This window comes from Vibrio sp. NH-7 (genome assembly GCF_053643215.1).
The window spans coordinates 1483066-1508592 of the sequence record NZ_CM132188.1 but is presented as its reverse complement, the minus strand read 5'-3'; the positions used below and the strand labels follow the sequence as shown (position 1 = coordinate 1508592).

28 protein-coding genes are annotated in these 25527 nt (G+C 46.1%); 17 read left to right on the top strand and 11 right to left on the bottom strand.

The window, feature by feature from the left end:
* The first annotated feature begins 251 nt into the window (after positions 1 to 251).
* The 13 genes from ectA (at position 252) to ACUALS_RS21125 (ending at position 10036) form a co-directional block, all read left to right on the top strand.
* Positions 252 to 815 carry a diaminobutyrate acetyltransferase gene (gene ectA, locus ACUALS_RS21185; RefSeq protein WP_005469244.1) on the top strand — a complete coding sequence of 188 codons (564 nt, stop codon included), beginning with the start codon at positions 252 to 254 and terminating at the stop codon, positions 813 to 815.
* Positions 816 to 830: 15 nt separating this feature from the next.
* On the top strand, positions 831 to 2099 hold the full coding sequence (gene ectB, locus ACUALS_RS21180) for a diaminobutyrate--2-oxoglutarate transaminase (RefSeq protein WP_454449628.1): 1269 nt from the start codon (positions 831 to 833) through the stop codon (positions 2097 to 2099).
* 14 nt (positions 2100 to 2113) lie between these two features.
* The gene (locus tag ACUALS_RS21175) at positions 2114 to 2500 is read left to right on the top strand and encodes an ectoine synthase (RefSeq protein ID WP_454449627.1); all 387 of its coding nucleotides are present in this window, start codon (positions 2114 to 2116) and stop codon (positions 2498 to 2500) included.
* Positions 2501 to 2571: 71 nt separating this feature from the next.
* Positions 2572 to 3996, top strand: coding sequence for an aspartate kinase (locus ACUALS_RS21170; RefSeq protein WP_269978066.1), 1425 nt, complete (start codon positions 2572 to 2574; stop codon positions 3994 to 3996).
* Positions 3997 to 4654: 658 nt separating this feature from the next.
* A complete protein-coding gene (locus ACUALS_RS21165; protein WP_005469335.1) occupies positions 4655 to 4972 on the top strand; it encodes a hypothetical protein in 318 nt (105 codons plus the stop codon).
* Positions 4973 to 5300: 328 nt separating this feature from the next.
* Entirely contained in the window at positions 5301 to 5768 is a 468-nt protein-coding gene (locus tag ACUALS_RS21160; RefSeq protein WP_454449626.1) for an Sbal_3080 family lipoprotein, read from the top strand.
* Between the two features lie 135 nt (positions 5769 to 5903).
* Positions 5904 to 6227, top strand: coding sequence for a DUF4144 family protein (locus tag ACUALS_RS21155; RefSeq protein WP_043886382.1), 324 nt, complete (start codon positions 5904 to 5906; stop codon positions 6225 to 6227).
* Positions 6228 to 6968: 741 nt separating this feature from the next.
* A complete protein-coding gene (locus ACUALS_RS21150; protein ID WP_454449625.1) occupies positions 6969 to 7343 on the top strand; it encodes a hypothetical protein in 375 nt (124 codons plus the stop codon).
* A 135-nt stretch (positions 7344 to 7478) separates the two neighbouring features.
* The gene (locus tag ACUALS_RS21145) at positions 7479 to 7877 is read left to right on the top strand and encodes an NUDIX hydrolase (protein ID WP_454449624.1); all 399 of its coding nucleotides are present in this window, start codon (positions 7479 to 7481) and stop codon (positions 7875 to 7877) included.
* A gap of 22 nt (positions 7878 to 7899) precedes the next feature.
* A complete protein-coding gene (locus tag ACUALS_RS21140; RefSeq protein WP_334474374.1) occupies positions 7900 to 8418 on the top strand; it encodes a GNAT family N-acetyltransferase in 519 nt (172 codons plus the stop codon).
* Positions 8419 to 8535: 117 nt separating this feature from the next.
* Entirely contained in the window at positions 8536 to 8859 is a 324-nt protein-coding gene (locus tag ACUALS_RS21135) for an ion tolerance protein CutA (protein ID WP_005469341.1), read from the top strand.
* 58 nt (positions 8860 to 8917) lie between these two features.
* Positions 8918 to 9457, top strand: a complete 540-nt coding sequence (locus tag ACUALS_RS21130) for a GNAT family N-acetyltransferase (RefSeq protein WP_005469159.1) — start codon at positions 8918 to 8920, stop codon at positions 9455 to 9457.
* A 9-nt stretch (positions 9458 to 9466) separates the two neighbouring features.
* Complete coding sequence (locus ACUALS_RS21125) at positions 9467 to 10036, top strand: nucleotidyltransferase domain-containing protein (protein WP_454449623.1); 570 nt, start codon at positions 9467 to 9469, stop codon at positions 10034 to 10036.
* A gap of 166 nt (positions 10037 to 10202) precedes the next feature.
* On the opposite strand, the gene ahpF is transcribed toward ACUALS_RS21125, so the two are convergent.
* From ahpF to ACUALS_RS21105, 4 genes are all read right to left on the bottom strand, one after another.
* Positions 10203 to 11771 (bottom strand): alkyl hydroperoxide reductase subunit F, encoded by a 1569-nt coding sequence (ahpF, locus tag ACUALS_RS21120; protein WP_454449622.1) that lies wholly within the window; start codon positions 11769 to 11771, stop codon positions 10203 to 10205.
* Positions 11772 to 11933: 162 nt separating this feature from the next.
* Complete coding sequence (ahpC, locus tag ACUALS_RS21115; RefSeq protein ID WP_005374632.1) at positions 11934 to 12491, bottom strand: alkyl hydroperoxide reductase subunit C; 558 nt, start codon at positions 12489 to 12491, stop codon at positions 11934 to 11936.
* 222 nt (positions 12492 to 12713) lie between these two features.
* On the bottom strand, positions 12714 to 13676 hold the full coding sequence (locus ACUALS_RS21110; protein WP_454449621.1) for a magnesium transporter CorA family protein: 963 nt from the start codon (positions 13674 to 13676) through the stop codon (positions 12714 to 12716).
* A gap of 94 nt (positions 13677 to 13770) precedes the next feature.
* Positions 13771 to 14613, bottom strand: a complete 843-nt coding sequence (locus ACUALS_RS21105; protein WP_322414268.1) for a LysR substrate-binding domain-containing protein — start codon at positions 14611 to 14613, stop codon at positions 13771 to 13773.
* Between the two features lie 102 nt (positions 14614 to 14715).
* Here ACUALS_RS21105 and rimK point away from each other — a divergent pair, with 102 nt between their 5' ends.
* From rimK to ACUALS_RS21085, 4 genes are read left to right on the top strand one after another with little or no spacing between them, the layout of a single operon-like run.
* Positions 14716 to 15621, top strand: coding sequence for a 30S ribosomal protein S6--L-glutamate ligase (rimK, locus tag ACUALS_RS21100; protein ID WP_038187775.1), 906 nt, complete (start codon positions 14716 to 14718; stop codon positions 15619 to 15621).
* A 5-nt stretch (positions 15622 to 15626) separates the two neighbouring features.
* Positions 15627 to 16655, top strand: a complete 1029-nt coding sequence (locus ACUALS_RS21095; protein WP_038212306.1) for a succinylglutamate desuccinylase/aspartoacylase family protein — start codon at positions 15627 to 15629, stop codon at positions 16653 to 16655.
* A complete protein-coding gene (locus ACUALS_RS21090) occupies positions 16655 to 17107 on the top strand; it encodes an ATP-dependent zinc protease family protein (protein WP_005473897.1) in 453 nt (150 codons plus the stop codon). Before ACUALS_RS21095 ends, ACUALS_RS21090 begins: the two co-directional genes overlap by 1 nt.
* Positions 17104 to 17973: a mechanosensitive ion channel family protein gene (locus ACUALS_RS21085; RefSeq protein WP_005473928.1), complete on the top strand. Its 870-nt coding sequence runs from the start codon at positions 17104 to 17106 to the stop codon at positions 17971 to 17973. Before ACUALS_RS21090 ends, ACUALS_RS21085 begins: the two co-directional genes overlap by 4 nt.
* A gap of 49 nt (positions 17974 to 18022) precedes the next feature.
* On the opposite strand, the gene ACUALS_RS21080 is transcribed toward ACUALS_RS21085, so the two are convergent.
* From ACUALS_RS21080 to ACUALS_RS21050, 7 genes are all read right to left on the bottom strand, one after another.
* A complete protein-coding gene (locus tag ACUALS_RS21080; RefSeq protein ID WP_454449620.1) occupies positions 18023 to 18889 on the bottom strand; it encodes a universal stress protein in 867 nt (288 codons plus the stop codon).
* Between the two features lie 136 nt (positions 18890 to 19025).
* Positions 19026 to 19925 (bottom strand): AraC family transcriptional regulator, encoded by a 900-nt coding sequence (locus tag ACUALS_RS21075; protein ID WP_454449619.1) that lies wholly within the window; start codon positions 19923 to 19925, stop codon positions 19026 to 19028.
* Positions 19926 to 20114: 189 nt separating this feature from the next.
* Positions 20115 to 20381: a DUF2999 family protein gene (locus ACUALS_RS21070; RefSeq protein ID WP_038135740.1), complete on the bottom strand. Its 267-nt coding sequence runs from the start codon at positions 20379 to 20381 to the stop codon at positions 20115 to 20117.
* A 79-nt stretch (positions 20382 to 20460) separates the two neighbouring features.
* Entirely contained in the window at positions 20461 to 21588 is a 1128-nt protein-coding gene (locus ACUALS_RS21065; protein WP_454449618.1) for a lipocalin-like domain-containing protein, read from the bottom strand.
* On the bottom strand, positions 21588 to 24098 hold the full coding sequence (locus ACUALS_RS21060) for an FtsX-like permease family protein (protein WP_454449617.1): 2511 nt from the start codon (positions 24096 to 24098) through the stop codon (positions 21588 to 21590). Before ACUALS_RS21060 ends, ACUALS_RS21065 begins: the two co-directional genes overlap by 1 nt.
* Positions 24085 to 24810 (bottom strand): ABC transporter ATP-binding protein, encoded by a 726-nt coding sequence (locus tag ACUALS_RS21055; protein WP_454449616.1) that lies wholly within the window; start codon positions 24808 to 24810, stop codon positions 24085 to 24087. Before ACUALS_RS21055 ends, ACUALS_RS21060 begins: the two co-directional genes overlap by 14 nt.
* An 83-nt stretch (positions 24811 to 24893) precedes the next feature.
* A complete protein-coding gene (locus ACUALS_RS21050; RefSeq protein WP_454449615.1) occupies positions 24894 to 25526 on the bottom strand; it encodes an HAD family hydrolase in 633 nt (210 codons plus the stop codon).
* Between the last annotated feature and the right edge of the window lies 1 nt (position 25527).

Sequence of the window (25527 nt, the reverse complement as noted above, 5' to 3'; positions counted from 1 at the left end):
CTAAGTGTCTCTTGGTTGTTGGTAAGAGATAAGATTTTATTCGAGTGATCGTATTTCTAGTTCTGTTTAACTTGGTTGGATTTTAAAGGTTATTACTCAAAATATTAGATGTCGAATTAGTGATAATTTGGTTGGTTTGGTCTTTTGTGTGATGCTTGTCACATTAATTGGGCTTTTTTGAGGTCAAATTTGCCTTTTGAGGCATTTTCTGCGTGATAATAAATAGCAAGTTTGTTTAGAGTTCGAAGTAAATGCATATTCCTATGATCGTATCAGCACCTTGGGTTGCTTACCCTGAAATTGATGAGCAAGCCCATTCTCATGGTTCATTTGAAGAGCCAACTGCAGAGGATGGCGACGAAATTTTTAACTTAATCGCCCAGTGTCCACCACTCGACACCAATTCTTCCTACTGCAATTTTTTGCAATCAACGCACTTTAGCCAAACTTGTTTGCTTGCCCGTTGTGATGGTGAGGTGTCAGGTTTTGTTTCTGGATACCTCAAGCCTGACGATCCCACGACGCTATTTATTTGGCAGGTGGCGGTTTCTCCCAATCACCGTGGGAAAGGATTGGCTTATCAGATGCTTAAGTCGCTGTTCGCGAGAAAGGCTTTACGAAATATAGCGGCCATTGAAACCACGATTACGCAAGAAAATGGTGCCTCTTGGGCGCTGTTTAAAAAGATCGATAAAGAAAATGGTCAGCAAGGCAGTGTTTCAACATTTCTCGACCAAACAACACACTTCAAAGGGAAGCACGATACGGAGTATTTGTATCGTATCCCGCTAAAACCCACTCAAACCACAGGATAGATAAACGGTCTAATCATGGATATTTTTGACAAACAAGAATCACAAGTACGTTCTTACTGCAACAGCTTCCCAGTCGTATTCACTAAAGCAAAAGGGTGCTGGCTAGAGACGGAATCAGGTGAAAAGTACCTGGACTTTCTTGCTGGTGCTGGGTCTCTTAACTACGGCCATAACAACCCGATTTTTAAACAGGCGTTGCTCAACTACATTGAGTCTGATGGTATTACGCACGGGTTAGACATGCATTCTGCTGCGAAAGCAGACTTCTTGAAAGCGCTGTACAAGTATGTATTTCAGCCACGAGGTCTAAACTATAAAGTCCAGTTTACAGGCCCTACCGGAACCAATGCGGTAGAAGCCGCGCTTAAACTGGCGAGAAAAGCCAAAGGTCGCAGCTCTATTGTTGCGTTTACTAACGGTTTTCACGGGTGCACCGCGGGAGCTCTTGCCGCAACAGGAAACCAGCACCACCGCCAAGGCGCAGGAACAAGCTTGAACGATGTAACGCGCATTCCGTTTGAGGGTTATGCCGACATTGATGGGCTGAAATTATTTGAAACCATGTTGAATGACAATTCTGCGGGGATCGACAAACCTGCCGCCGTACTGGTTGAAACAGTGCAAGGCGAAGGTGGCTTGAATGTCGCCTCTGACGAGTGGTTAAAGAGACTGAGCAAGCTTTGTTCGAAGCACGATATTTTACTGATTGTGGATGATATTCAAGCAGGTTGCGGGCGCACTGGCACCTTCTTTAGTTTTGAATCTTCAGGCATCAAACCGGATATGGTGACACTATCGAAATCCATTGGCGGTTATGGATTGCCAATGGCAGTTGTTCTGATGAAACCTGAGCTAGATATTTGGAATCCTGGAGAACACAACGGCACATTCCGAGGCAACAACCATGCGTTTGTCACGGCGACTAAAGCGATTGAGGCGTACTGGGCCGACAGCGCACCGTTCGAGGAGCATATTTCGAACTGTTCACTGCTGGTTTCGGAGGTGATTGAGTCTACGTTGCTCCGTTACCCAGAGATGTTCGTCACTCGCAAAGGCCGCGGGATGATGATGGGGATTGAATGTCGCAGTGGTGAGTTGGCTAGCGACATCGTCAAGAACTGTTTTGATAACGGCTTAGTTATTGAAACTGCGGGCCCCAACGATGAAGTGGTGAAGTTCTTTGCGCCGCTAACCATCACAGAATCTGAACTGCAACAAGGGCTAGATATCTTTAAAAACGCGGTTGAATCTGTCGTTGAACAACAATTTAAAAAAGCGTCGTAACTAGGGGAAGCAAGATGATTGTACGTACATTAGATGAGTGTCGAGACAGTGAGCGCAGAGTTGCGTCCGAAACGTGGGAGAGCGTTCGTATGTTGTTGAAAGATGACAACATGGGCTTTTCATTTCATATCACCACCATTTTTGAAAACACCGAGACACACATCCACTATCAAAACCATTTGGAGTCTGTTTACTGCATGAGTGGTGAGGGTGAAATTGAAGTGGTGGGTGGTAAGACTTATCCGATCAATCCCGGAACGCTCTATATTTTAGATAAGCATGACGAGCACTATCTTCGCGCCTATGAGAATAAAGAGATGGTGATGGCATGTGTGTTTAACCCGCCAATCACCGGTAAAGAAACGCACGATGAAAATGGTGTGTACCCACTTATCGATTAGAAAAACGTTCTCTGGCTAGGCGAGTTCGTCTAGCCACCTACACAATTCAAAACCAAACAAAAGGCTTTAACATGATTTATACCGTAGAGAAAATCGGCGGTACTTCCATGACCGCATTCGATGCTGTTCTAGATAATATTTTAATCAAAGATAGCGAAGAGGAAATGTACAACCGAGTGTTTGTCGTATCGGCTTACGCAGGTATTACTGATGCCTTACTCGAATGCAAAAAAACCAGTAAACCCGGCGTTTATCAATTGGTTGCTAAGCGAGATGACAGCTGGCAACAGGCACTAGATTACGTTGAGCAGCGAATGTTACTCGCCAACGAGAATATTTTTGCGGATCCAATGAACCGCATGCGAGCGGATAAGTTTATTCGCTCTCGGATTTCAGAAGCGAAAGTATGTATTTCGAATATATTAGAGACCTGTCAGTATGGGCAGTTTTCACTTCGTCACTATCTTCCTCAGGTTCGAGAATTTCTCTCTTCCATTGGTGAAGCGCACAGTGCCTACAACACGGCACTAAAGCTGAAAAACATGGGCTACAATGCGCGATTTGTCGACTTATCCGGTTGGGATACGCAAGTGCCAGCAAGTTTGGACGATTGCATTCTCAAAGCCTTTGCTGATATCGACACAACCAAAGAACTGCCGATCGTGACCGGATACGCGTCGTGTAAAGAAGGACTGATGTCGACCTATGACCGTGGCTACAGTGAAATGACGTTTAGCCGAATTGCGTCGCTAACGTGTGCCGACTTAGCCATCATTCACAAAGAGTACCACCTCAGTTCGGCGGATCCTCGTGTGGTTGGGTCTGAGAAAGTGCTTCCTCTGGGAGAAACAAACTACGACGTTGCCGATCAACTTGCCAACCTTGGTATGGAAGCCATTCATCCGAACGCAGCAGCGGGTCTGAGAGAGAGCGGCATTGAGTTACAAATCAAAAACACGTTCGAACCTCTTCATCCTGGCACCCTGATCTCGGGGGAGTTTCGTCCAACGATGGATAAAGTGGAGATCATCGCGGGGAAAGAGAAAGTATTCGCACTGCATTTATTTGACCAAGCTATGGTCGGGTGCGTGGACAATGTCAGCTATGACTTGATGGAAATCATCACAGATACTCGCGTGCGATTAGTCGGAAAAGAGATGAATGCCAACTCCATGACTTACTACTTAACGGGCAGTACCGATGCGTTAAATAAAGTGCTCTACAAAACGGAGAAGCGATTCCCGCAGGCCAACATCAAAGGCAGAATGGTTGCCTTGATCTCTGCGATTGGTTCGCAGTTTGATACGAATGAAGCACTGGCAAAAGGCGTACTGGCTTTGATGGACAGGGACATTACTCCGATCGCGGTTCATTCATCAATGCGCAATGTCAATGTCCAGTTTGTTGTTGATGACAACCAGTACCAATCCTCAATTTGTGCCTTGCACGGTGTATTTTTTGATAGCAAGCCAGCGAACGCCACTAAGGTTGCCTAGCGAATACTCCAAAATGACTGAGTCTAGATTACACAGATAGCCCCTCTGCTTCGACTAACGCGGCAGGGGGGCTTGTTCAATCTCCTAACATAAATACCTAGCGCCTCAAATAGCGGGTGGTAAGCCATTTGAATCACTTCCTCAACACCTGAGTTCACCAAAGTCTGTTAAGCGGCACTCTTTGCCTATTTCCGATAACCTTTCTAGCCCAAGTCGATTTAACGAATCTTAGCCTTGTTTCTTCTAATCATTGAATATAAAGACTTTATTTCGATGAGAGTAATAATTGTAGGTCTGATTTAGATCATGGTAAGTGAGTTAATTAAATTCGCTTGCTCACGGGGTTACCCCATAAATGGCGTAGAAGAGGCCTTCTTACTGGTTGAAAATTAAAGATATTTAATCATTTAGAGTAAACATTTCGAAAATACCGAGTAAAAATGCAACTTTAAATTACTTTTTCGGTAAATGCTCTCAAGATAGCTTGGTGAGGACACAACATAATTATCAATATAAATATGAATAAACAGAATGTTCTCGCTGCTGTGGCCACAATTTCAGAGTTGTCTATTTCTTATCGCAGTAGCAAGCGCGGCGCTCAAGCGCATTCATGCTTGGTCTTGGATGGGCGATTGGGCACTAGAATAGATTGGAGGCAATGATGATTTTAACCGGTGAATTGAAAAAAGTCGGCACTATCGTTGGCAGCTTAGTGGATATCGTTAAAAAGCATGGCGTAGAGCTAAATAGCGAATCCATGTACTACATCAGTAAAACCTTTAAAGAAAAAGTGATTCCTTGCAGCCGCAATGTGCATTACTACCTCACTCTTAGCAATGATGTAGGCGAAATCTTGATTACAAAAATTGTTCACGCGAGCAACTCCATCGACATAGGTTTTAAAGATATTTATGGCAACAAGCTCGCTAATGCCACCATTACTGATAAAGGTGAACTCAAAGAGTATCGTTTATAGTTGAATAAATGCCTGCAACTCTGCGGGCATTTTTGTATCCAGTTGCGCGCAACATCCTATTCATTTCATCTCTCGCTTCACTTAAGAGCAAACCCACCCATAACGACTTCCGTTCGGCTTCTGCGCAGGCGACAACAGTAAAAACTATATAGCCATTTAAGTTCACATAGTGGTGAATAAGCTATTGATTATTAATTTAAAAGGCATATAAAGACGGCGTGATGCATATAGGTATCACGCGTTATTGGCTTAGATAGCATTATTATTCTGCTGTGCGGACTTGATATGTGCTTTTCATAAATAAAATATAAGGTAAGAGGCTGTTTATATGTTTAAGAAACTTACTATTGTTGCTATTCCATTTTTACTTGCAGCATGTGCCGCACCCAAATATACGGTAGACCCGATTCCTCAAGACAAGCAAAGTAAAGATATTACAATCGTAAGAGACGACGCTACTCGAGACATATTTTTACAATCGATGCAGAAGTGGTGCCTTGATAATGCCCACAGATGTAAAGTTGTTAATGATGGAACGCCACCTGAAGCTCCGGAGTTGACTCTAACTTATATATCGCGGTGGAGTTGGGATTTTAGTACTTTTATTGCCGATGCAAATATCAAAGCATATAAGAATGATCAGAAAGTTGGTAATGTCGAGTTCAAAGCAGCAAACAACTCAAACCCCGATAAGTGGGGAGACGACCGCAAACGTATAATGGCCATGATGGATCTGCTGTTCTCGCTATCAACACCGGAAGAAGCGCAAGCAAAAATAAAGTCTGGTGAAATGTAATTACAATCTAGCAAGGAACTAAAATCAAATTCCCAACGTTAGAACTTTTGTCCTATCGTTGGGTTTGATGCAGTCGGCGCCATGGTTCAATTAGGTGATGGCGTTGGCTACAACTCTACGTTAGCAGGATAGAAAATGATTATTTGGCCTTGTATTTTCAAGTTAGATGGGGATTCAGAACTACTGTATATGGACTCCGTCCATCAGTTAGTTACTGAATTAGAAGGTTTAATTTGGGATAGCTCAGACCGTCTCATTGACAGTCACGGGCAGTGTTACTCAGTCTGTGTAGAAAGCGATAGTTATGCGTTTGAGCCTGAAGGTGTCATGCTTACTTTGTCGGAAGTAACCAAGTTGGTTCAAGAGCATGAGTTTGCGAAAGCAGAAATGTGCCTTACCAAGATACAGTTCCTATCCATTGCCGAAGCCATTAAGTCGATCTCATCAGGAGATGCTTAAGGGTGATTCGCAGTGTTTCATGCTCTGCGTTTAAAGATGAATGCTTTGCTTGGTTGAGTAACAAGTGCTCACCATGAAGGCCAAAGCCAGCGTTGCGCCGCTAATGAATGCTGTTTTCATCGTGTTTATCCTCAATATCTGTTGATTGAGGTACTACGATAAACTCTCCTGCATAGAGGAGAGTCAACCATTAATGTGTCTGTTTTTAGGTTTTTGCAGATGTCGCTGATTGTGCCTATTAATATGTACTTATGTTTCCGAGAGTTAGGTCGAAAAATAGAGCCTGAACACTAGCTTACTAACTTGTTGAATTTAGACTCGTTTCAAATTCAACAATCCTAGGCCACAGCATGTTAGATCGCGTCGAAGAGACACTAAAGATGAACAGAATTGAACACACCCGAAATGGGCATTCAATCCAGCTCAAATTTGGTGGTTTGAGTTCGAAAATTAGAATTCGATATAATCCCAATGGTGATTATTGTTCGCTCGAAACTGGAGAAACTGCGTTGGCAATTTCAAGTTGCCTTATTACTCTTGGTGCCTCTTTAATCTTGATATCAAACAGCGGATTTCTGGGCATGATTTCAGTATGTTTGTTGGTTTTCGCAGCGCTAAGCAATGCGTTCATTTTACTCGTGACTCAGATTAAATTATTGGATCTTAAGTCACAGCTTAGAAGCTCTGGAATCTATCTTTAACCCTACCTATAAGCGTTATACCACAAGGAGTATGAGGTAAATGAAACGGTTTTTTAGCATTATGTCTATTGTTCTTCTGAGTGCTTGTGCATCTCAGAAGCCGAGTGATGTAAAAATGGATGTTTATACTAAGAGTCTATCATCTGCAGAGGCATACCTTTTGCTCGCCGTTTACTATGCAGAAGAGGTAAAGCCTGACTCAAACAAACTGACTGAGCTATTCGATAAAAAAGCCAGTGAACTGTGTACCAATGGGTTTAGTTTCGGGCGCAGCAAATCCAATCAGGTTGAAAAACTCGATTTAAACGAGCTGATTCCTTGGATTGCTGAGAAACATCGTAAGTTTGCTTCAAGTCATCGTCGTTTCGATAAAACATCGAGCAGTCAAAAGATAGTCACGTGCAATCCAGCATAAAGGTGGCTTAAGCAAGGCGTAAAAAACGCTGATTGTTACCACTTTACGTCCCTGTTGAGGTTAAAGATGAATGCTCCGCTTGGTCGGTGTAGTATGGACGACTTAGTTGGGCGTTAACACTAATAGGGACATTGGATGAAAGTGCACGAATGCGTATCTTTTATGTTGATCGACAATAACCGTGTGTTACTCGAAAAACGCAGCGAGACCAGAAAAACAGATGCAGGCATCGTGAACATTCCTGGCGGTCATATGGAAGGTGGTGAAAGCCAACGCCAAGCCTTGTTCCGTGAAATGGACGAAGAGTTGAATGTGAGCCCTGAATCCTACCAACATCTTTGTTCGCTTTATCATCCCACACGCGAGCTGCAATTAATCCATTACTATGTCGTTGACCGCTGGACAGGAGAAATTTCAGCCCAAGAAGCCCAGAGCGTGCACTGGTATCCATTATCGTCAGCGCCTGTGGGTATTGATGCAGACAGATTGGCGATCGCAGAGTTTTTCAGAGTTGGACAATACCTTTCGTTCTGACAAACCATTTGAGGCAGAGTCTATGGCAATAGCGTTTGAAACTCAGAGATTGAGAGTTGAGGAAATATCAGGCAATCTGAGCCCTGATGAGCAATCAATTCTGATGAAGCAGATACCTACTATTTTGACGCCTCCCGTTGTTGAAAACTTACCTCCCTATTTTCACGGTATTACTTCTCGCCAATTGGCGCAGGTTTGGCTCGATCAAATGTTGTTGGAGAGTCGCTTACTTCAGGTGAAATCCACGGCAAATGAGCTAATCGGTTTCTTGTTCGCTTATGTAGAGAGCGAAAATAACGTTGCGCATATCGGTTACTTGCTCTGCGAGGAGTGTTGGGGCAAAGGGCTCGCGAGTGAGCTGCTGCAAAGCTTTATCAAAGAAGTAGCGTGTACAGAGTCGTGGTCAAAACTTGTTGGTGGCGTTGACACATCGAATGTCGCTTCAGCTAATTTGCTCAAAAAATTGGGCTTTATAGAGCGGCCAGAAAATGAGAGTGGTGTGATTTTTTACGAATATACGATTCCCAGACCACAATCGTAATAAGACCTTTCTGTGTGGATTGGCGTGCTTCAAGCATGATGCGATCCGTAAGCCTTTTATGCCAACGTTCCTACCCCTTCGTTAGCGGGAACCGCTATTTTGGAGTCTAAATACCAGATGTATAAACTAGAAATCTTCTGTACGCCAGAGCAACAAGACCGGGTTTTAAGTACTCTACATGAGTCAGGCGTCGATAAAATTGGAAACTATGACCACTGCTGGGCCATCGGCTCGGTGACGGGATCTCACCGCGCTCTTGATGGCTCACAGCCGGTGTTTGGTGGTCAAGGTACAGTAGAAAACTACCCCCTGCTAAAAGTAGAAATCAACGTGGCAAAGCACCAAGTGAAACCTATTGTTGATCAGCTTCGAGTGTGCCTCGGTTGGGAAGAACCTTTGGTCAATGTCTTTAAAGTGTACAACTCCGAGTTTGATCTTTGACGGCAAAATTGAGCGCCAGGAGCCCAAGCAACAGTCTTAATAAAATGCAGAGTATGAGATGGAAGTCGTAGCAGCAGAAAAATCGGATTTAGATTCGTTCTTTATTTACCTTGGAAATCAGTTGTCTGAAAACGGCAACGGAAAAAATCCGCTTTTCCAGCCAATATCCAGAAATCAAAAAGACGTACCAGATTCAACAAAAGATAAATTTGTCCAAGGGTTTTCCCATCAACTTGGCGAGGTGGGTTGGCGAAAACTTTGGCTAGTGAAAGATAGGTGCGGAAGTATCAAAGGTCATATTGATCTTCGCCACCATGATGATACAAGCTGTTGCCACAGAGTGTTACTCGGTATGGGTGTAGACGCGACGTGTCGTAAACAAGGCTTGGGTCAAAAGCTCATTGGTACCGTTGTCGAGTATTGCCAACAACAATCAGGGATTGATTGGCTCGACCTTTGTGTCTTGTCAGCAAACACGCCCGCAAAGAACCTGTATCTTAAAGCTGGGTTCGATATTGTCGGTGAGTTCAAAGATCAATATAGAATCGATGGTCAGTCGGTCTCAGAGACGGCAATGACAAAGCTCGTCAAAAATTAGCCAGAACACATGGAGGACGTTGTGAGTTTAGAAAAGCGTAATTTAGAGTCGCTACCTTTGCAAAATGAGTTGGTTCAATCAGCGTGCGCGGCATTTATATCTGAAGATGACGTGGTTGCCGCTGTGTTGCTAGGCTCGCTGGCTGCAGGGAAAGGCGATCGAGTCTCGGACGCTGACATTCTAGTCTTTACTCAAAATGACTTTCATAAAGCGGCAAACTCGTGCTTTTCCGTTTTCGAGAGTGATAAAGAAATCTTCTATCTACTGGATGGTTTTCACAATGACAATGCGTACTTTAAGAAATACATTTTCAATGACTTAACCAGTGCTGAAATCCACTGCTTAGATGTGAGTGAACCATTTTGTATCTCAAAGCCTTTTAAAGTGCTATTCGACAAAAATGACATCATCGAGCAGAGGGTAACGGATGCGCTCGCCCCAAAACATGAGGACTTTCCCGCCTATACCAACGGTGATGAAGGGCTGACTTGGGAGCTGTTTGATTGTATTAAGTGGATGAGTCGTGGAAATCATGAACTGGCGAAGCACCATTTAAAGAAACTTGTCGATAAGTTCTAACCAACCTGTCTCAATAGGCATTTCATCTACCAAACACCAAAAAAGCCAGCAGTGAATACCCGCTGGCAATACTTTGGGCTTCCAGTTTTTATTTTAGTTGTTCTCGTCGAATTCTACGGTGACCCGATGGATTTTGTTCAAACCCTCACCGCTTGTTCTGCGACAATTAACCTTGCTGACGGATTAGGTAGTCAAATGCGCCTAAGCTTGCTTTTGCACCTTCACCCATCGCAATGATGATCTGTTTGTAAGGAACGGTGGTTGCGTCACCGGCTGCAAAAACACCTTCTAAGCTGGTTTCACCACGGCTACCGACTTCAATTTCGCCGCGCTCAGATAGGGCGACTTCTGAATCTTTTAGCCACTCTGTGTTTGGTACTAAACCGATTTGAACAAAGATACCTGACAGTTCAATCTCTTTGATTTCATCTGTGTTGCGGTCTTTGTACTTCAAGCTTGTTACGCGCGTACCGTCGCCCACGACTTCTGTTGTTTGCGCCATCGTGATGATGTCTACGTTTGGTAGTGAGTTCGCTTTGTCGATAAGCACTTGGTCTGCGCGAAGTACGTCGGCAAATTCAAGAACCGTTACGTGTTCTACGATACCAGCAAGGTCGATAGCCGCTTCGATGCCTGAGTTACCACCACCGATAACTGCGGTTTTCTTGCCTTTGAACAACGGGCCGTCACAGTGTGGGCAGTACGCGACACCTTTGTTGCGGTACTCTTGCTCACCCGGAACGTTCATTTCACGCCAGCGTGCACCAGGGCTAAGGATGACACTCTTACTCTTCAGCGTTGCGCCGCTTTCAAGCTGGATGTGAATCAAACCATCTTCTGTGTGTGCTGCGCCCATTAGCTTCTCAGCTTGTTGCTCAGTTACTACGTCTACATCGTATTCTTTTAGGTGTTCTGCTAGGTCAGTTGCCAGTTTTGGACCTTCAGTGCGTTTTACCGAAATGAAGTTCTCAATTGCCATGGTGTCCATAACTTGACCACCAAAACGCTTAGCAACAACGCCAGTGCGAATACCTTTACGAGCGGCGTATAGAGCAGCTGCGCTACCACCAGGGCCACCGCCAACAACAAGTACGTCGTATGGGTCTTTTTCGCTTAGTGCTTTCGCCGCTTTCTCGCTCGCGCCGTCATCCACTTTGTTTAGGATTTCAGTCAGAGACATACGACCTTGACCGAATAGCTCACCGTTCACGAATACGCTTGGTACGGCCATGATGTCGCGTTGTTTTACTTCATCTTGAAACAAACCACCGTCGATCATGGTTGCTTTTACTTTCGGGTTGATCGCCGCCATCATGTTGAACGCTTGAACCACGTCCGGACAGTTTTGGCATGACAGTGAAATGAAGATTTCTACGTCTAGATCTTTGTCTAGTGCTGCGATTTGCTCAATCACTTCCGGTTCTAGTTTGATTGGGTGACCGCCCGAGTGAAGCAGTGCCAATACTAGAGAGGTAAATTCGTGACCCATTGGCAAGCCAGCAAAGCGAAGTGCTGTGCCTTTCTCTGGGTTAGTTACCGCCATCACGGGTTTACGTGCGCTTGCGTTGTCGTCACGTTCAACGGTGATGAGGTCGCTCATCTCTGCGATTTGGTTAGCGAGAGAGAGAATGTCGTTTGATGCTTTGCTTTCATCTAGGCTAACCACTAAACGTACTTCTTGTTTTACATTAGCCAGATATTGTTTGAGTTGTTGTTGGATCGCTTGGTCTAACATAGTGAATCATGCCTTACTTAAATGGTTACTCTGGATAAAATTGAGCGAGGGGAGAGCAAACCAGGCCGAAGGTCGTCAAAGTATCTAACCTGGAATGCCCTCTAATTAAGACGCTAAGCTAGCTAGGAACTCAATGCGCGCTTAGCGTGTGCTGTCAGTGGCTTAGATTTTGCCAACTAGGTCTAGAGATGGTGCTAGCGTCTCTTCGCCTTCTTTCCATTTTGCTGGGCAAACTTCGCCTGGGTGTGCTGCTACGTACTGAGCGGCTTTCACTTTGCGTAGTAGGTCTTCTGCGTCACGACCGATACCTTCAGCAGTGATTTCCATTGCTTGGATAGTACCTTCTGGGTCGATTAGGAACGTCGCGCGGTCTGCAAGACCTTGACCTTCACGCATCACACCGAAGTTGTTTGTGATGTTGCCTGTTTGGTCGCCAAGCATGTAGTACTGAATCTTACCGATTGTGTCTGAGCTGTCGTGCCATGCTTTGTGAGTGAAGTGTGTGTCAGTTGATACTGAGTAAACTTCTACGCCACGTTTTTGTAGCTCTTCGTAGTGGTCTGCTAGGTCGCCCAGTTCTGTTGGACATACAAACGTGAAGTCTGCTGGGTAGAAGAAAAATACTGCCCATTTACCTAGAACGTCTTGTTCTGTTACTTCAACGAATTCGCCGTTTTTGTATGCTGTTGCTGCAAATGGTTTGATTTGAGTGTTAATCATTTTTACTTTCCTCTGAATGTATTAGGCTGAGCCGTTTCTTGCTTTCGGAAAGTATATTCTCATCGGAGTGTGTCTAAGGAAAATCGCTTGTATCTATCCTATTGATAGCCATTTCCTATTTCACTTGATAGGCGATTTCGATGTAAAGGGAAGATTGATAGGAAAAGTAATGCCGAAATCGACCAAAACGATAGGTCGCTTTGGTCTATATGTGAAAAGAGGTTATAACCAGCGTTTGCGTCTAAATACGTAGAGAAGCGATGTCGCCATAATTGCCATCACGCCCCAAAGCATAAAATAACCATGCTTAAAGGTGAGTTCAGGGATGTATTCAAAGTTCATTCCGTAGATGCCAGCAACAAAGGTCAGTGGGACAAAAATCGCTGAGACGACCGTAAGCAGCTGCATGGTTTTATTCAGCTGGTGTGAGCTCAACGAGATGTAACCTTCAATCAAGTCACCACATAAGTCGTAATACATCGACGTAAGGCTTTCTAATCGGTCAAACTTATCAAACACATCGCGCAGGCTGTGCTTAATGTCTGCATCCTCTATATTGATGTAAGCAAACTCTTCCGTCATCAGTTGGTCAACCAATTTAACGTGGTAGGACTGAATACGATGTATTTTTCGTAAGTGGGATTTGAGCAAAATGAGGCGGTGCATTAAGTCATCATTGGACTGAGTGAGCATCCCGTCTTCAAGGTCACTGATTTCATCTTCTGCCTCAAGAACCGCGTCGGTATAGCGCTGCGCAGAAGCATTCATGATTTTACTCAGCATTAAGCTCGGCGAGCGCAGATACTTAGGCAACGAACGGTGTTTCGCTAACGCTTCGATACCAAAGGAATGTTCGACGCGCCGAGTAATTAAGATGTTCTCGCCCACAAAGCACCCAAGCGCCATGGTTTTGATGTCTAGATGCGCCTCGACATTGCTAAACCCACGGTAGAGAATGAAGGTATAGTTCTCGAATTCCTCGACCTTTGGCGGTCTGCGATCGCGCTGTGCATCTTGAATTGCAAGTGGGTGGCAGCCAAGATTGAGTAGCAGTGATTCTTCTTCTTTCAATGGTTCTTTGTAGAGATCTATCCATATTTGGCCACCCTGAAGGCGCCATTGTTCAATCAGTTCCTGACCACCTTCGGTCAACTGGTCATCCTTGAGATAAAACGCTTTGAGCATTCTGGAACTCCTTTTTGATCACAACTGTGATCAGTTTCAGTGTTTAGTTACAGTTGATAAAAAAAATCGAACAACTAGTCATATAAAATAAACATTATCTAATGCTGTAGGGGAACAGCATCAGCGAATCTTCAATTAACTCTCTTTTATGGCTATTGGCTAAGTATATGGCATGAATGTCACGCTGAAAGGTTGGCGTATTCGGCACAAGATAAAGTTGCTGTTTACGCAGTTGAGTAAAGCACATTTGGCGCGGCAAGTAAGCGGTCCCCCCGGCTTCTAAAATAAATGACATGGCCGTATTGGGTTGACTCATATGGTGAACTGGCGAAAGGTCTTTGCCGAAATGATGTAAAAACGCCGAGTTGATGGTATCTCCGTAGTCAACCATGACGAAATTTTCGATGTCGGTTACCTGCTTGATTGGGTCTGTGCTGACCAAGACCAAAGGCACCGTGCACAGTTTCTTCGAAATAATTTCGTCGGTGTAGGGGGGCTCGAAAAGAAAGCCGATATCCAAAATCCGATTGAGCACTCGTTTACGAAGTTCGACCGAAGAGTAGGTGTGAGTGTAAAGGTGTACATCGTCAATATTGCGGTGAAGCTTTTGCAGCCAGTCGTGCAGCACCATGTCCCAGATGGACATCATCGCGCCAAGAAAAAGCTGCGAACCATCGCTGTCAGTGACGCCAACTTCTTGTTTTAACTTGTGCCACATGGCCATCATGTCATTGGCATGCTTGACCAGCTTATCCCCTTCTGCGGTCAGTTTTAGGCGCTTGTTCGAGCGGTCAAACAGCAGTACCCCCAGCTCATCTTCAAGCTGTTTAATCCGCGAGCTGACTGCGGCTTGCGTTAAATGAAGGTTTTGCGCGGACATACGAATATGCAGCGTATGACTGACGTCGATGAAGGTTTTGAGCAGCTCAATTTTCATGATTTTGATAAATTTTTTCGAACAAACTGTAAGAAATATATAATTTTATTTATCTCTTAACAACTACTACATTTTCCCTACAAATCCATAGGGAGAGACAAAATGAAAATCGCCATCTTATCGAGAAATCAGAATCTATATTCAACCAAACGTCTAGTTGAAGCGGGCATTGCTCGCGGTCATGAAGTGGATGTTATTGATACACTTCACTGTTACATGGACATCACTAGTAGCCGCCCAACGGTGCGCTACCAAGGTAACGAACTGCCATTGTATGACGCTGTGATCCCACGTATTGGCTCTTCGATTACCTTCTATGGTACGGCGGTGGCGAGACAGTTCGAGATGATGGGCACATTTAACGTCAATGAATCTGTGGCGATCAGCCGCTCACGCGATAAGTTGCGCTCTTTGCAGTTGTTGTCTCGAAAAGGCGTCGGGCTACCTAGAACCGGTTTTGCGAGCAAACCTGACAACATTAAAGACCTTATCAAGAATGTCGGTGGCGCGCCGTTGGTGATTAAGTTACTCGAAGGTACCCAAGGCATCGGTGTGGTACTGGCTGAAACGTCAAAGGCTGCGGAGAGCATCATCGAAGCCTTTATGGGTTTGAAAGCCAACATTTTGATTCAAGAATACATCAAGGAATCAGGCGGTGCGGATATTCGTTGTTTGGTGATTGGCGGACGTGTCGTTGCGGCGATGAAGCGTCAAGCGGCAGAAGGGGAATTTCGTTCTAATTTGCATCGTGGTGGCTCGGCAGAAGTGATCCGTTTAACCAAAGAAGAGCGTGAAACGGCAGTCAGTGCGGCCAAAATCATGGGTCTGAATTTCTGTGGTGTGGATTTGCTGCGTTCCAATAATGGTCCAATGGTGATGGAGGTGAACTCGTCTCCGGGTCTAGAAGGCATCGAGAAAGCAACCAACTTAGACGTGGCGGGAAAGCTGTACGAGTTTATTGAAAAGAACGCCAAGTTCCACGCCAATAAAACCCGTGGTAAGGGGTAACAAGTATGTCAGAGCTCCGTATTGGTACACACACAATATTGCCCGGTCAACGCACCAAAATTGCGTTGCCCGTGGCGAAGTTGTACACCGACGCTGACGTTTCTTTGCCGGTATACATTATTCGCGGCAAACGTGAAGGCCCGACAATTTTTGTCAGTGCCGCCGTCCATGGTGACGAACTGAATGGCATTGAAATTGTTCATCGCATTATCAATATGAAGCGTTTTAAGGTGATTCGAGGAACGGTGATTTTTGTGCCAATGGTGAATGTGCATGGTGTAATCCACCAAAGCCGCTACTTGCCGGACCGTCGCGATCTCAACCGTAGCTTCCCGGGTTCACCGAAAGGCTCCCTTGCGGCGCGGGTGGCAAACATATTTAAAACCGAGATCATCGATAAGTGTCAGTACGGTATAGATCTGCATACCGGTGCGATTCATCGAACCAACTTGCCGCAAATTCGCGCCAATGTGGAAGATGAAGTCACCGCGCAGCTGGCGAATGCGTTTGGCGCACCAGTGGTACTGCATTCGGAAGAGATTGATGGCTCGCTGCGTGATTGTGCCGCGAACTCGAATACTAAAGTGCTGGTGTACGAGGGGGGAGAAGCGTTGCGATTTGATGAAACCTCGATCCGCATGGGAACACGAGGTGTCATTCGAGTCTTGCGTCATCTCAACATGGTGAGCAAAAGTCGTCGACTTCGTGATGTACCAGAGCCGGTGATTGCGCGTGGTAGCCAGTGGGTGAGGGGCAGTGCGAGTGGTATTGTTAAACACCGGTACCAACTGGGAGACTACGTGAAAAAAGGCGATCAGCTCGCAACCATCAGCAGCGCCTATGGCGAAGAGTTAGCGGTAATTCTCGCGCCAAGAACAGGGGTCATCATTGGTAAGCAGAACATTCCCTTAGTTCAAGAAGGGGAAGCGATGTACCACATTGCTTACTTCCATGAAGATGAACAGACCATTGCCCAGCAAATTGACATGCTGTCTGAGGATGTGGCCTCACGAGAAATTAAGGAAGGTATGTAATGGCAACCAGTAGCAAAGAAAAAGTCATTATTGGACGTCTTGAAAGCATTTCATTGCCCGATCTTGGCATTGAAAACTTGACCGTTCGGGTCGACTCCGGTGCTCAGACGTCTTCGTTGCACGTCGATAATATTACGTTGATCACCATACACGGTAAGCCAGGTATTCAGTTCGACATTCACCCCGAGGTTCACAACGTTGATAAAGTGGTGCGCTGTAAAGCCGAGCTGTATGACCTGCGCAAAGTGAAATCTTCAAATGGTGTTTCTGAGCAGCGCTATGTGATTGAAACCAATGTGAAATTGGGAGGTTTAGAGTGGCCAATCCAAATTACCTTGACCGACCGCTCTGACATGACGTACTTGATGCTGCTTGGTCGTCAAGCGATGGGGAAAAAGTTCCTTATTGATCCGTCACAAGTATTCTGCGGTGGGAGTGCTAAACAGATATGAATGCGTTTGATACGGCGATCTCTTGGTTAGAGATGACGCTTTTTACCTTTAATGAACAACCGGTTACCTTGTGGGCTATTTTAGCGGTGCCGACTTGGGTGGTGGTCAGTTTATGGGTTTCAAAGCTCATTATTAAAGGCGTGTGTGCTCGCCTAACCTCATCCGGCAAGGACCCGAATATTGTCCACTTGATTGAGCGAGTGTTGTTTGTTGTCGCCCTTGCGGTCATTTTCCTGACCACTTTGTCGATGCTCAATATCCCGATTACCGCTTTTGCGTTTCTCTCGGGTGCGATTGCAATCGGCTTTGGTTTTGGTGCGCAGAACATCATTAACAACTTCATCAGTGGTTGGATACTGATAGGCGAAAAGCCCATTCGTATTGGTGACTTCCTTGAGGTTGAAGGGGCAAAAGGGACAGTGGAACAAATCAACACGCGTTCTACTCGAATTCGACGTGTCGATGGCGTCCATATGTTGATTCCTAACAGCAAGTTGTTGGAAAACACGGTGATCAACTGGACCTTACGCGATAAATTGGTTCGTGGCTCTGTGGTAGTGGGTGTTGCCTATGGCAGTGATGTACGCTTGGTGGAAACCCTGATGCGGGAGATCACGTCAAGTAACCCTAAGGTGCTGAAAACACCTGAAATGGCGGTGTTCTTTCAAGACTTTGGTGACAACGCGTTAATTTTTGAAACCTTCTTTTGGATAAATTCTCAAGTGGAAGGGGGCGTTCGTGCAGTGACCAGTGAGATTCGTTTCGCTATTGATGAGGCGTTTAAACAGCATGAGATTACTATCGCCTACCCGCAGCGGGATATTCACTTAGATGGTGCGATTAAAATTGTACGCGAGCGGCGTTAATCTGGGTTGTTTGAATGGGGAGCGTGGTGCTCCCCTTTTTTATGCAATGCTATTTACTCACGAGCATTAAATCACACGGCGGGTTGGCCAGTAACACATCCACGGTACTGCCTGACCAATACCGAGAGAGCGCGATGCGTTTGCAAGCGCCCATGGCTAGAATGGATGCGCCAATGGCATCGACGGCATCGGGTAAACCTTCTTCAGGGTTGGCTTTAATCAACCGCAAAGGCAGTTGGTAGAACTTGTTGCTATTGAGAAACTCTTTGATGGCGTGCTTTTGATTGGCGAGAATTTCTTGTGAATAGCGATTTAAATATGGCGCGACATATTGGCAATATACCAGAGTGGTCGAGGCATTGAGCTTTACGCCAGTCTCTAAGCTGCGGTCAATAATCGCTTTATCAATGTCCGCATTTTTGTCTCCGCGGTGGAGCGGATCAATGGCGGCGGCAATCTTTATCTCTTGTCCCCATTTGTTCTCCGTCAGTAACAAGACATCGTGACTTTGACGCGCCAACTCCCTAAGTAGCTGCGGTGCTAATACGCCTCGAGAATAATCGACCAAGAACACATCGGCGCAGTTTTGGTGGTCTTTCGATAGCTTCTTCTCCCAATTGTTTCCAGAGAGTAAGTCGAAATTAACATCCATTTCTGGGAACTCTATTTCCGCGCAAATTTCCTCAACTAACTCTATTACGGAGGTGCACCACTGCATGAAATAGTCATTGTATCGGGCGCTGCTCTCTTCGCCTTTGAGCAAGAAATCGATAAAGGTATGTTCTTCGCTTCGACGGTAATCTTCAGCGTAAATGTGAAGCGCTTTGTTTGCTGCGTGGGCAAAACGAACGGCTTTTCTTAGCACGCGTCTTGAAGGCTTGGAGGTAACTCTGGTTAACAGATAGATTGAATCCATTTCAATGTCCATATCGTATGAGGAGTCCCCATAACTCCATATCAATTGATTTATGCGATCGGTTGAGTTTAGTCAAGCCTTATTGAATCTGATGATAAGAAAGCCCGCTCGAACGCAGGCTTTTTAAGAGGTTGGGTTATTTAATCGCGGTACAGAAACTCACATCCGCATGGTGGGTTTGCGGATCGTAGCTGTGGTAGAGCTCAAAGCATGGTCTGCAGTCGTTTTCCAGTCCAGACTCAATGACTTTGCCCATTAGCTCATCCCACATTTGCGCATATTGATTGACGTCCGTGATGCTCTGGCGCATTACCGCGTATTGGCCGCCTGGGAAGTCTTGCAGTTCAATACCGTTTGCCACTTCTGTATCTTCAGGCACCATCAAGCAGATGTCGGTACGACACTTCTCATCAGGGGTGATTTCTGGGTTGTCATGGTAGATGAAGATGCAGGTATTGCCTGCCAAGCCTTTCATCCCTGCCCATTGATACAAGCGGCCTGATGGCTCTTCATAACCTTGGCCGTAAGGGCCGTTTACGCGAATGTAAGCCAGTTTTGATTTTTCAAAGTTTTGCGTTTCCATTGTGCTGCTCCATGTTGTTGGTGTAGAGCCAGTATATGGATCGCTTGCTGTTACTTCGTTTCCATTCTTGCGCAAGGTGTGTCCAATCTTGCTGTTTCGAGCCAGTAAGGCAAACTCTTGATAGTTATCGCAATCTCGAAATGCAGTAGGGGTCACGCCAAAATGCTGTTTGAACGCTTTCGCTAGGCTTTGGGAGCTAGAAAATCCATATTCTAGTGCGACATTTAAAACCGGTTGCTTGGATTTAAAGAGCTCATCTGCCGCCGCTTCTAAACGCAGTCTGCGAATAAAATCCGCCAGCGTTTCACCTTGAACCGCTTTAAAGGTGCGATGAAAGTGATACGGTGAAAGATTGGCAAGCGCGGCGACCTCTGGCAGATTTAACGGCTCGTTAAAATGCGTTTCTAGATAGCGAATAACAGGCAATAGTCTTTTTTGGTAATCAACGCGCATTGGTTAGCTCATCCTTGCTAGGGTTGCTCAAAGCCTACCGAATTGAATCAATGTTTCAAGAGTGGGTAGTGAGAAATGCGTGATAGAAGTTGGTTGAGCTTAGAGCGCAAAAAGCCGTTAACCCCAATGTCCGGGCGAACGGCTTTTTCTTGATTGAGCGCTAAATGGCTAAGACTTAATTGCGAAGAATTAGTTGCCTTGGTTTTGGCTCTGAAGTTTCTCTTTTGCTTCTTCAACTTTAGAGAAGTCTAAGCCTAGTTCGTCGACGGCTTCTTTGATGAGCGCAGGGTTTTGCATCACTTGTGCCATCAGCATTTGTAGCTTCTCTTGTGGCAGACCTAGTTGGCTGATGGTTGCCATTGCCGCGAGCGGGTTCTGCGTCAGAGTCTGGAAGATTTCGTTGATCTGTTCATCGCTGATGTTGTTCTCTTTCAGCAAGGCGATAATTGGGTTCATCATATTTCCTTTCAATCAGTGTATGACTTGGTTGCCAGTATTTGTTCTAGCAAAATAATTGGGGCTCCCGCTCAACATTTCAATACCCCGTTAGTTCCATATAGCCAGTCCCAGAATGAGAGCCCTCAATACGTGCTGGGCCCTCCCAATAAGGCACAGAAAGCGGCATTTTCGCGTTCAGGTTGAGTGCAGAAACGGTAAGCTCGATTTGCTGGTTAGGAATCGACACTTGCCACTGGGTTGGATACTTTCGCCCTTGGATTTTTGTTTGCTTAGTAGCCTTTAACTGAATGTCTTTTTGTGGGATAGCAATGCCAGAGCCCTCTTGCTGCATCAGCCTTGCGCTGGAGTAACTGGCTTGACCGGTTTTGGAATCCCGCAACTGGAACACCACCAAGCTGGTGTCGTTACTCAATCTTAGGGCAAACCAGTCCCAGCCTTGTTGTGAGTCGAGTAAGAATTGCGAGCTCCACTCTCGATCTATCCAACCTTTACCCGACACTTGATGGATTTCGCCGTCGATGGTGACTTCACCGGAGACATCAATAAACGGTTGGCTGTAGTAATAGGAAGCTACCTGCCCATCGGCACTTTTGGTGCTGTAACCTTGCTCGCCTTGCTTTTGATAAGGTGCGCTGCTGGTAAGCGTCAGCGAATAGCCAAACTGTTCCGAGTTCGCCTTTAATGTTGCAGGGAAGAGATCGGTGGTTGAAGAAGTCCACTGCCAATCATCGAGATAAACTCGAAATGGTGAAGTGTCGACGCCAGCGAGGGATGTTTGATCGCGCGACCATTTTTCATCGGCGTAGTGTTTGTCCGCAGTCGTGACTGCGCTGTGCGCCATGTAGATTTGTTGAGCTTGCCACTCGGTTTTCTTCACGTCATCTTCGCCCTTTGGCGGTGGCGCAGCAGCAAAGCGAAATTGTGTCCACTGGACGCCAAGTGGGTTGCCATCTTCATCAGTTAAGTTAGCGGTTAAATACCACCATTCATGACGAAAATTCGGGTGCGCTTGATGGTCTGCCGGGAAGGTGAGTTCAACCCCTTTTTCTACGGGTGTGAAAAGGTTGCTCTCGCTTTGTGTATCTCCACTGCCCAGCAACCTACCCATATTTTGCGTGCCCATATTTTTTTGTTGGGGATCTTCACATCCAAATAGGAATAAGCTGCTTATGAGTAGAGTAAGTTTGCTTGCTAATCGAACCATCACAACACCTCGCTTTGCAAACTGGACACGACAGGTTTGCTGACCAATCGCCACAGCGGAATCAAGGTTGCGATCACTGCCACTAAGATGGTGATCGCCGCAATGCTCAGCGCGTCACTCCAATTCCACAGATAATTTAAGCTCCAACCAAAAGCTCGTAAGGTGACGATGTCTGTCAGCACGTAACCCACCATGGCTCCGAGGGGCAGGGCGATAACCAGAGTAAAACTGACAAGAGCAACGATCTGTCCGACCACCATGGTCATTAATTTACGACGACTAACGCCAAGTGCATACAGCCTTGCAATGGCGGCTTTGCGTGCGTCGAGCAACATGAAACAAGCACTGAACAAGCCAATCACCGCGACCATCAACGTCACGCCGTTGAGCGCACGCGTAATGGCGAAGGTCTGCGAGAATATATCCAACGCGATGGATTTGATTTGAGCCTGATCGTAGAGCTGACTTGGATGCAGATTCAGTTGCTCGCGCAGTTGCTCGTAGACGATTTGTGGGTCACCCGAGACTTTAATACCAAGGCTTGTTGGCAGGTCGGTAAAGCCACTCTCTTGCCATAACTTTGGTGCTAATAAGACTTCACCGTTGGGTGAGCCGTAATCGTGGAATACCGCACCCACAAGCAGGTTCTTATTTGGAACGGCATCAAGCGTGAGCTCGCTACCCAGTGATAAACCCAGTTTGACCGCGGTTGGCTCACTGATAGCGACTAACTCACCTTGGTAAAAGCGTGGCCAGAAGTTCTCCAAATGCGACTTGAACACCATGGTTTGTTCTAAGGTGTCTTTGTCTTTGGTGCCAAGCAAAATCGGTAAGCCTTGCAGGTTATCATCGACGTAGTATTGCTTGTAGACGGTCTCAACCTTGTCGAACTGCCCTAATGCGCGCTCTACATTAGCGATCTCTCCTTGGGCAGGGCTGACGTAAATATCGGCGTGTAGCCTTTGTTCTAACCACTGTTTTAGGGTGGATTCAAAGCTGCCCACTAGCGTGTTCATCCCCATATTGGCAGTAACGGCGAGTAGCAGTGCCATCATGGCGAGAGAAAGCGGAGAAATCAGCTCGCGAAGCTCAGCAAATAGATACTGCATCAAACCGGAAGTGGTGCGCTTTTCACACCAATTGGCTAAGACGCTGAGTGTTTTGGGTAGATACAAAGGAATCGACACCACAAGCACGCCGAGCCACGCCATGGTGAAGCGGTGATGCTCACTCAACCATAACCCTGCGAGTGCGAGAGCCGTCAACGAAGCACCTATCACGAACAATTGGTTTTCGTTAGAGGCTTCCGGCGCTTGATAAAATCCGCCATGAGAGGAAAGCGGCTGGCGCACTCGCTGTGTAAAGTGCTGCCAACATGCCAATAGGGTTGCGGCTAACGTGAGTAGCAGCGCTTGCGCCCACCATTGCCACTGCCAAGTGCCGGGTAGCAGTGTCGCACCATAAAGTTGCTCTAAAGTCAGTGCCACGGTCGGATGTAACCAGTGGCTAAGCTGCATGCCCAATACAAAACCGAGGGAAGCGCCGATGGTAACCAGGATAATGAGTTCAACTAACAGTGCAGAGAACACAATGCTCGGCGCAACACCCGCCTGTTGAATTTGCACTAATAGCCGATTGCGTTTAAGCAAGCTGTATTTTACGCCGTTGTAGGCAATGAACAACCCGACTAAAAATGCGAGTAAGCTCATTGCGGTGAGATTGAGGTGAAAGCTGTCGGTCAGTGATCCAAGGTCTGCACTTTGATTATTGGAAATCCATTGTCCTTGTTCACCAATCAGCTTCTGCCATTTTGCTTGCGTGTCTTTATTCCCTTTATCACCCGAATGGAAAACCGCAATGTAACTGAGCTGCCCTTGTTTATTGAGCAGTTGCTGGGCAAAACCAATGTCCATCAACATTCGGCTACCTAACTGCCATTCGTCAGGTAGCACCACCACTTTGGTTGGAATGTCGTCCAAAGTTAGGGTTTCTACCTCTCCTAGATTTTGATGTTGAGATTGGCTCATCATCACGATGGGCTTGCCGGCTAAAAGCTCAGGCAAAGGTAACGCACTGTCGAACAAAGAGACGTTTTGCTCACTATCCGATGAATAGCGCGAACGTGAAGAGATGGCAGCAATCAACTCGCTACCTTGTACTGACCAACGACGCCCTTGTTCATCTCTCACTCGCCCTTCGATTACAGGTAGCGCTGCACTGAGCCCGTTTTGTCTGAGGGTGAAGTAGAGCGATTCGGGCAGATAGTTTTGCCCTGCGGGTGGAATAATTAAGTTCTGAGCTTGTGCACTAAGCTGCTCGGTAGACTCCGCATAACTGCGCTTGGCATTGAGGTTGATGGCTTGCACCGCAACAAACAAGGTCACGGCCAACACGATACCGATCAGAATTGCGGCGGCTTGCAGTGGCGCCTGCCGATAGTGCGCTGAAAATAGATTCAGGGCGAGTCGAGTATGAGTGAATCTGGTATTTGATAACTTAGTTTGCTTCATGGTGAAGCTCATGTTTGTCTAAATGGTGACTGTTATGCAGCTGGCTATTTTCCAAGCGCCCATCCTTTAAGCGTAACGGGGTTTTCATAAACTCAGCACATTCAGGGCTGTGTGTCACCAATAGCACTGCCGTATTGCCTTGGGTGGTGATTTCACTCAGTAGTTTCATCACTTCCAAGCCGGCTTTTTGGTCGAGGTTACCTGTGGGTTCATCAGCAAGCAGCAGTTTAGGTTTGTGGGCTAATGCGCGTGCGATAGCGACTCGTTGCTGTTGACCGCCGGAAAGGGCAGAAACATGTCTGTCGAGAAGTTGGCTGATGCCCAGAGTCTCGACCAAATAATCACACCAGTCATTCCATTTCTGTTGATTCAAATGCAGAGGGAAGGCGATGTTTTGCTGTACGTTGAGCGGTGTTAATAGGTTGAATTGCTGGAAGATAACACCGAGTTTTTGGTGTCGAAATCGGCTCCATTGTGGGTCTTTCCAAGCCGCTGTGTTATCGCCATCTAACCACAACTCACCTTCGGAAAGCGGCTCAAAGCCAGCGATGACATTGAGTAAAGTACTTTTGCCGCTGCCACTTGCGCCCGTCAGCGCAACACTCGCTCCTGTGTTCAACGTAAAGTCGACGCCTTCCAACACGCGATGTGTCTCTTTGCCATCAACAAAGCTTTTGCTGGCGTGTTTGAGTGTGACAAGTGGGCTTTCCATTTCCTCTCCTGACTCTTTTAAGTGTGGCGATCAAAAACTCTTATACTGGTTTTAAAGAAAAGTGAGTCACAATCGATGTTAGTTTAAAGATAACGTAGCACACTATTTAGGCATGAGAAGTCATTGATTTGATGGTGATGTTGAGTGCGATTGCCGACGATGACTAAGTTTATTCCCAACTCTTTGCATGCTTTCACATCCCAACTTGCGTCACCAAAATAGGTCACGGGCAGTTCAGCGCTTTGGTCAGCCTTAGATTGCGCCACGCGCATAATTTGAGTGCGAGAGTGATGATCGTTAGAAGAGGCCATCACTAAGCCATTCGGGTTGAACCCCGCAGACTCCAACTTGAGTTTAGCGGTTTCTCCCCAGCCGCCTGTGGCGATTGACACTATGTGTTGGTTGCTTTGCAGTAGATAAGAAACAAAATCTCTTGCACCTGGGATTTCTTTAGCTGGCTCATCTCGTAGCGTATTGGCGATGTTGCGAATGAAGACGGGTTTAACTAAACGTTCTAACGTTTCGAAAGAGTAATGGGGAGCCTGCCTTTCGACAAAGGTTTGCAGAATGCCTTTGTCGGTTGCGTGGGGATAAGCCTCCCAATCGCTCGAAAGGGTTAAGCCTGTGACTTCTTGTACCGCGGACACGAAACATTGCTCATCGAGCTCGTAGGACTGAATCAGCGTACCATCAATATCTAGCATGACATGGTTCATA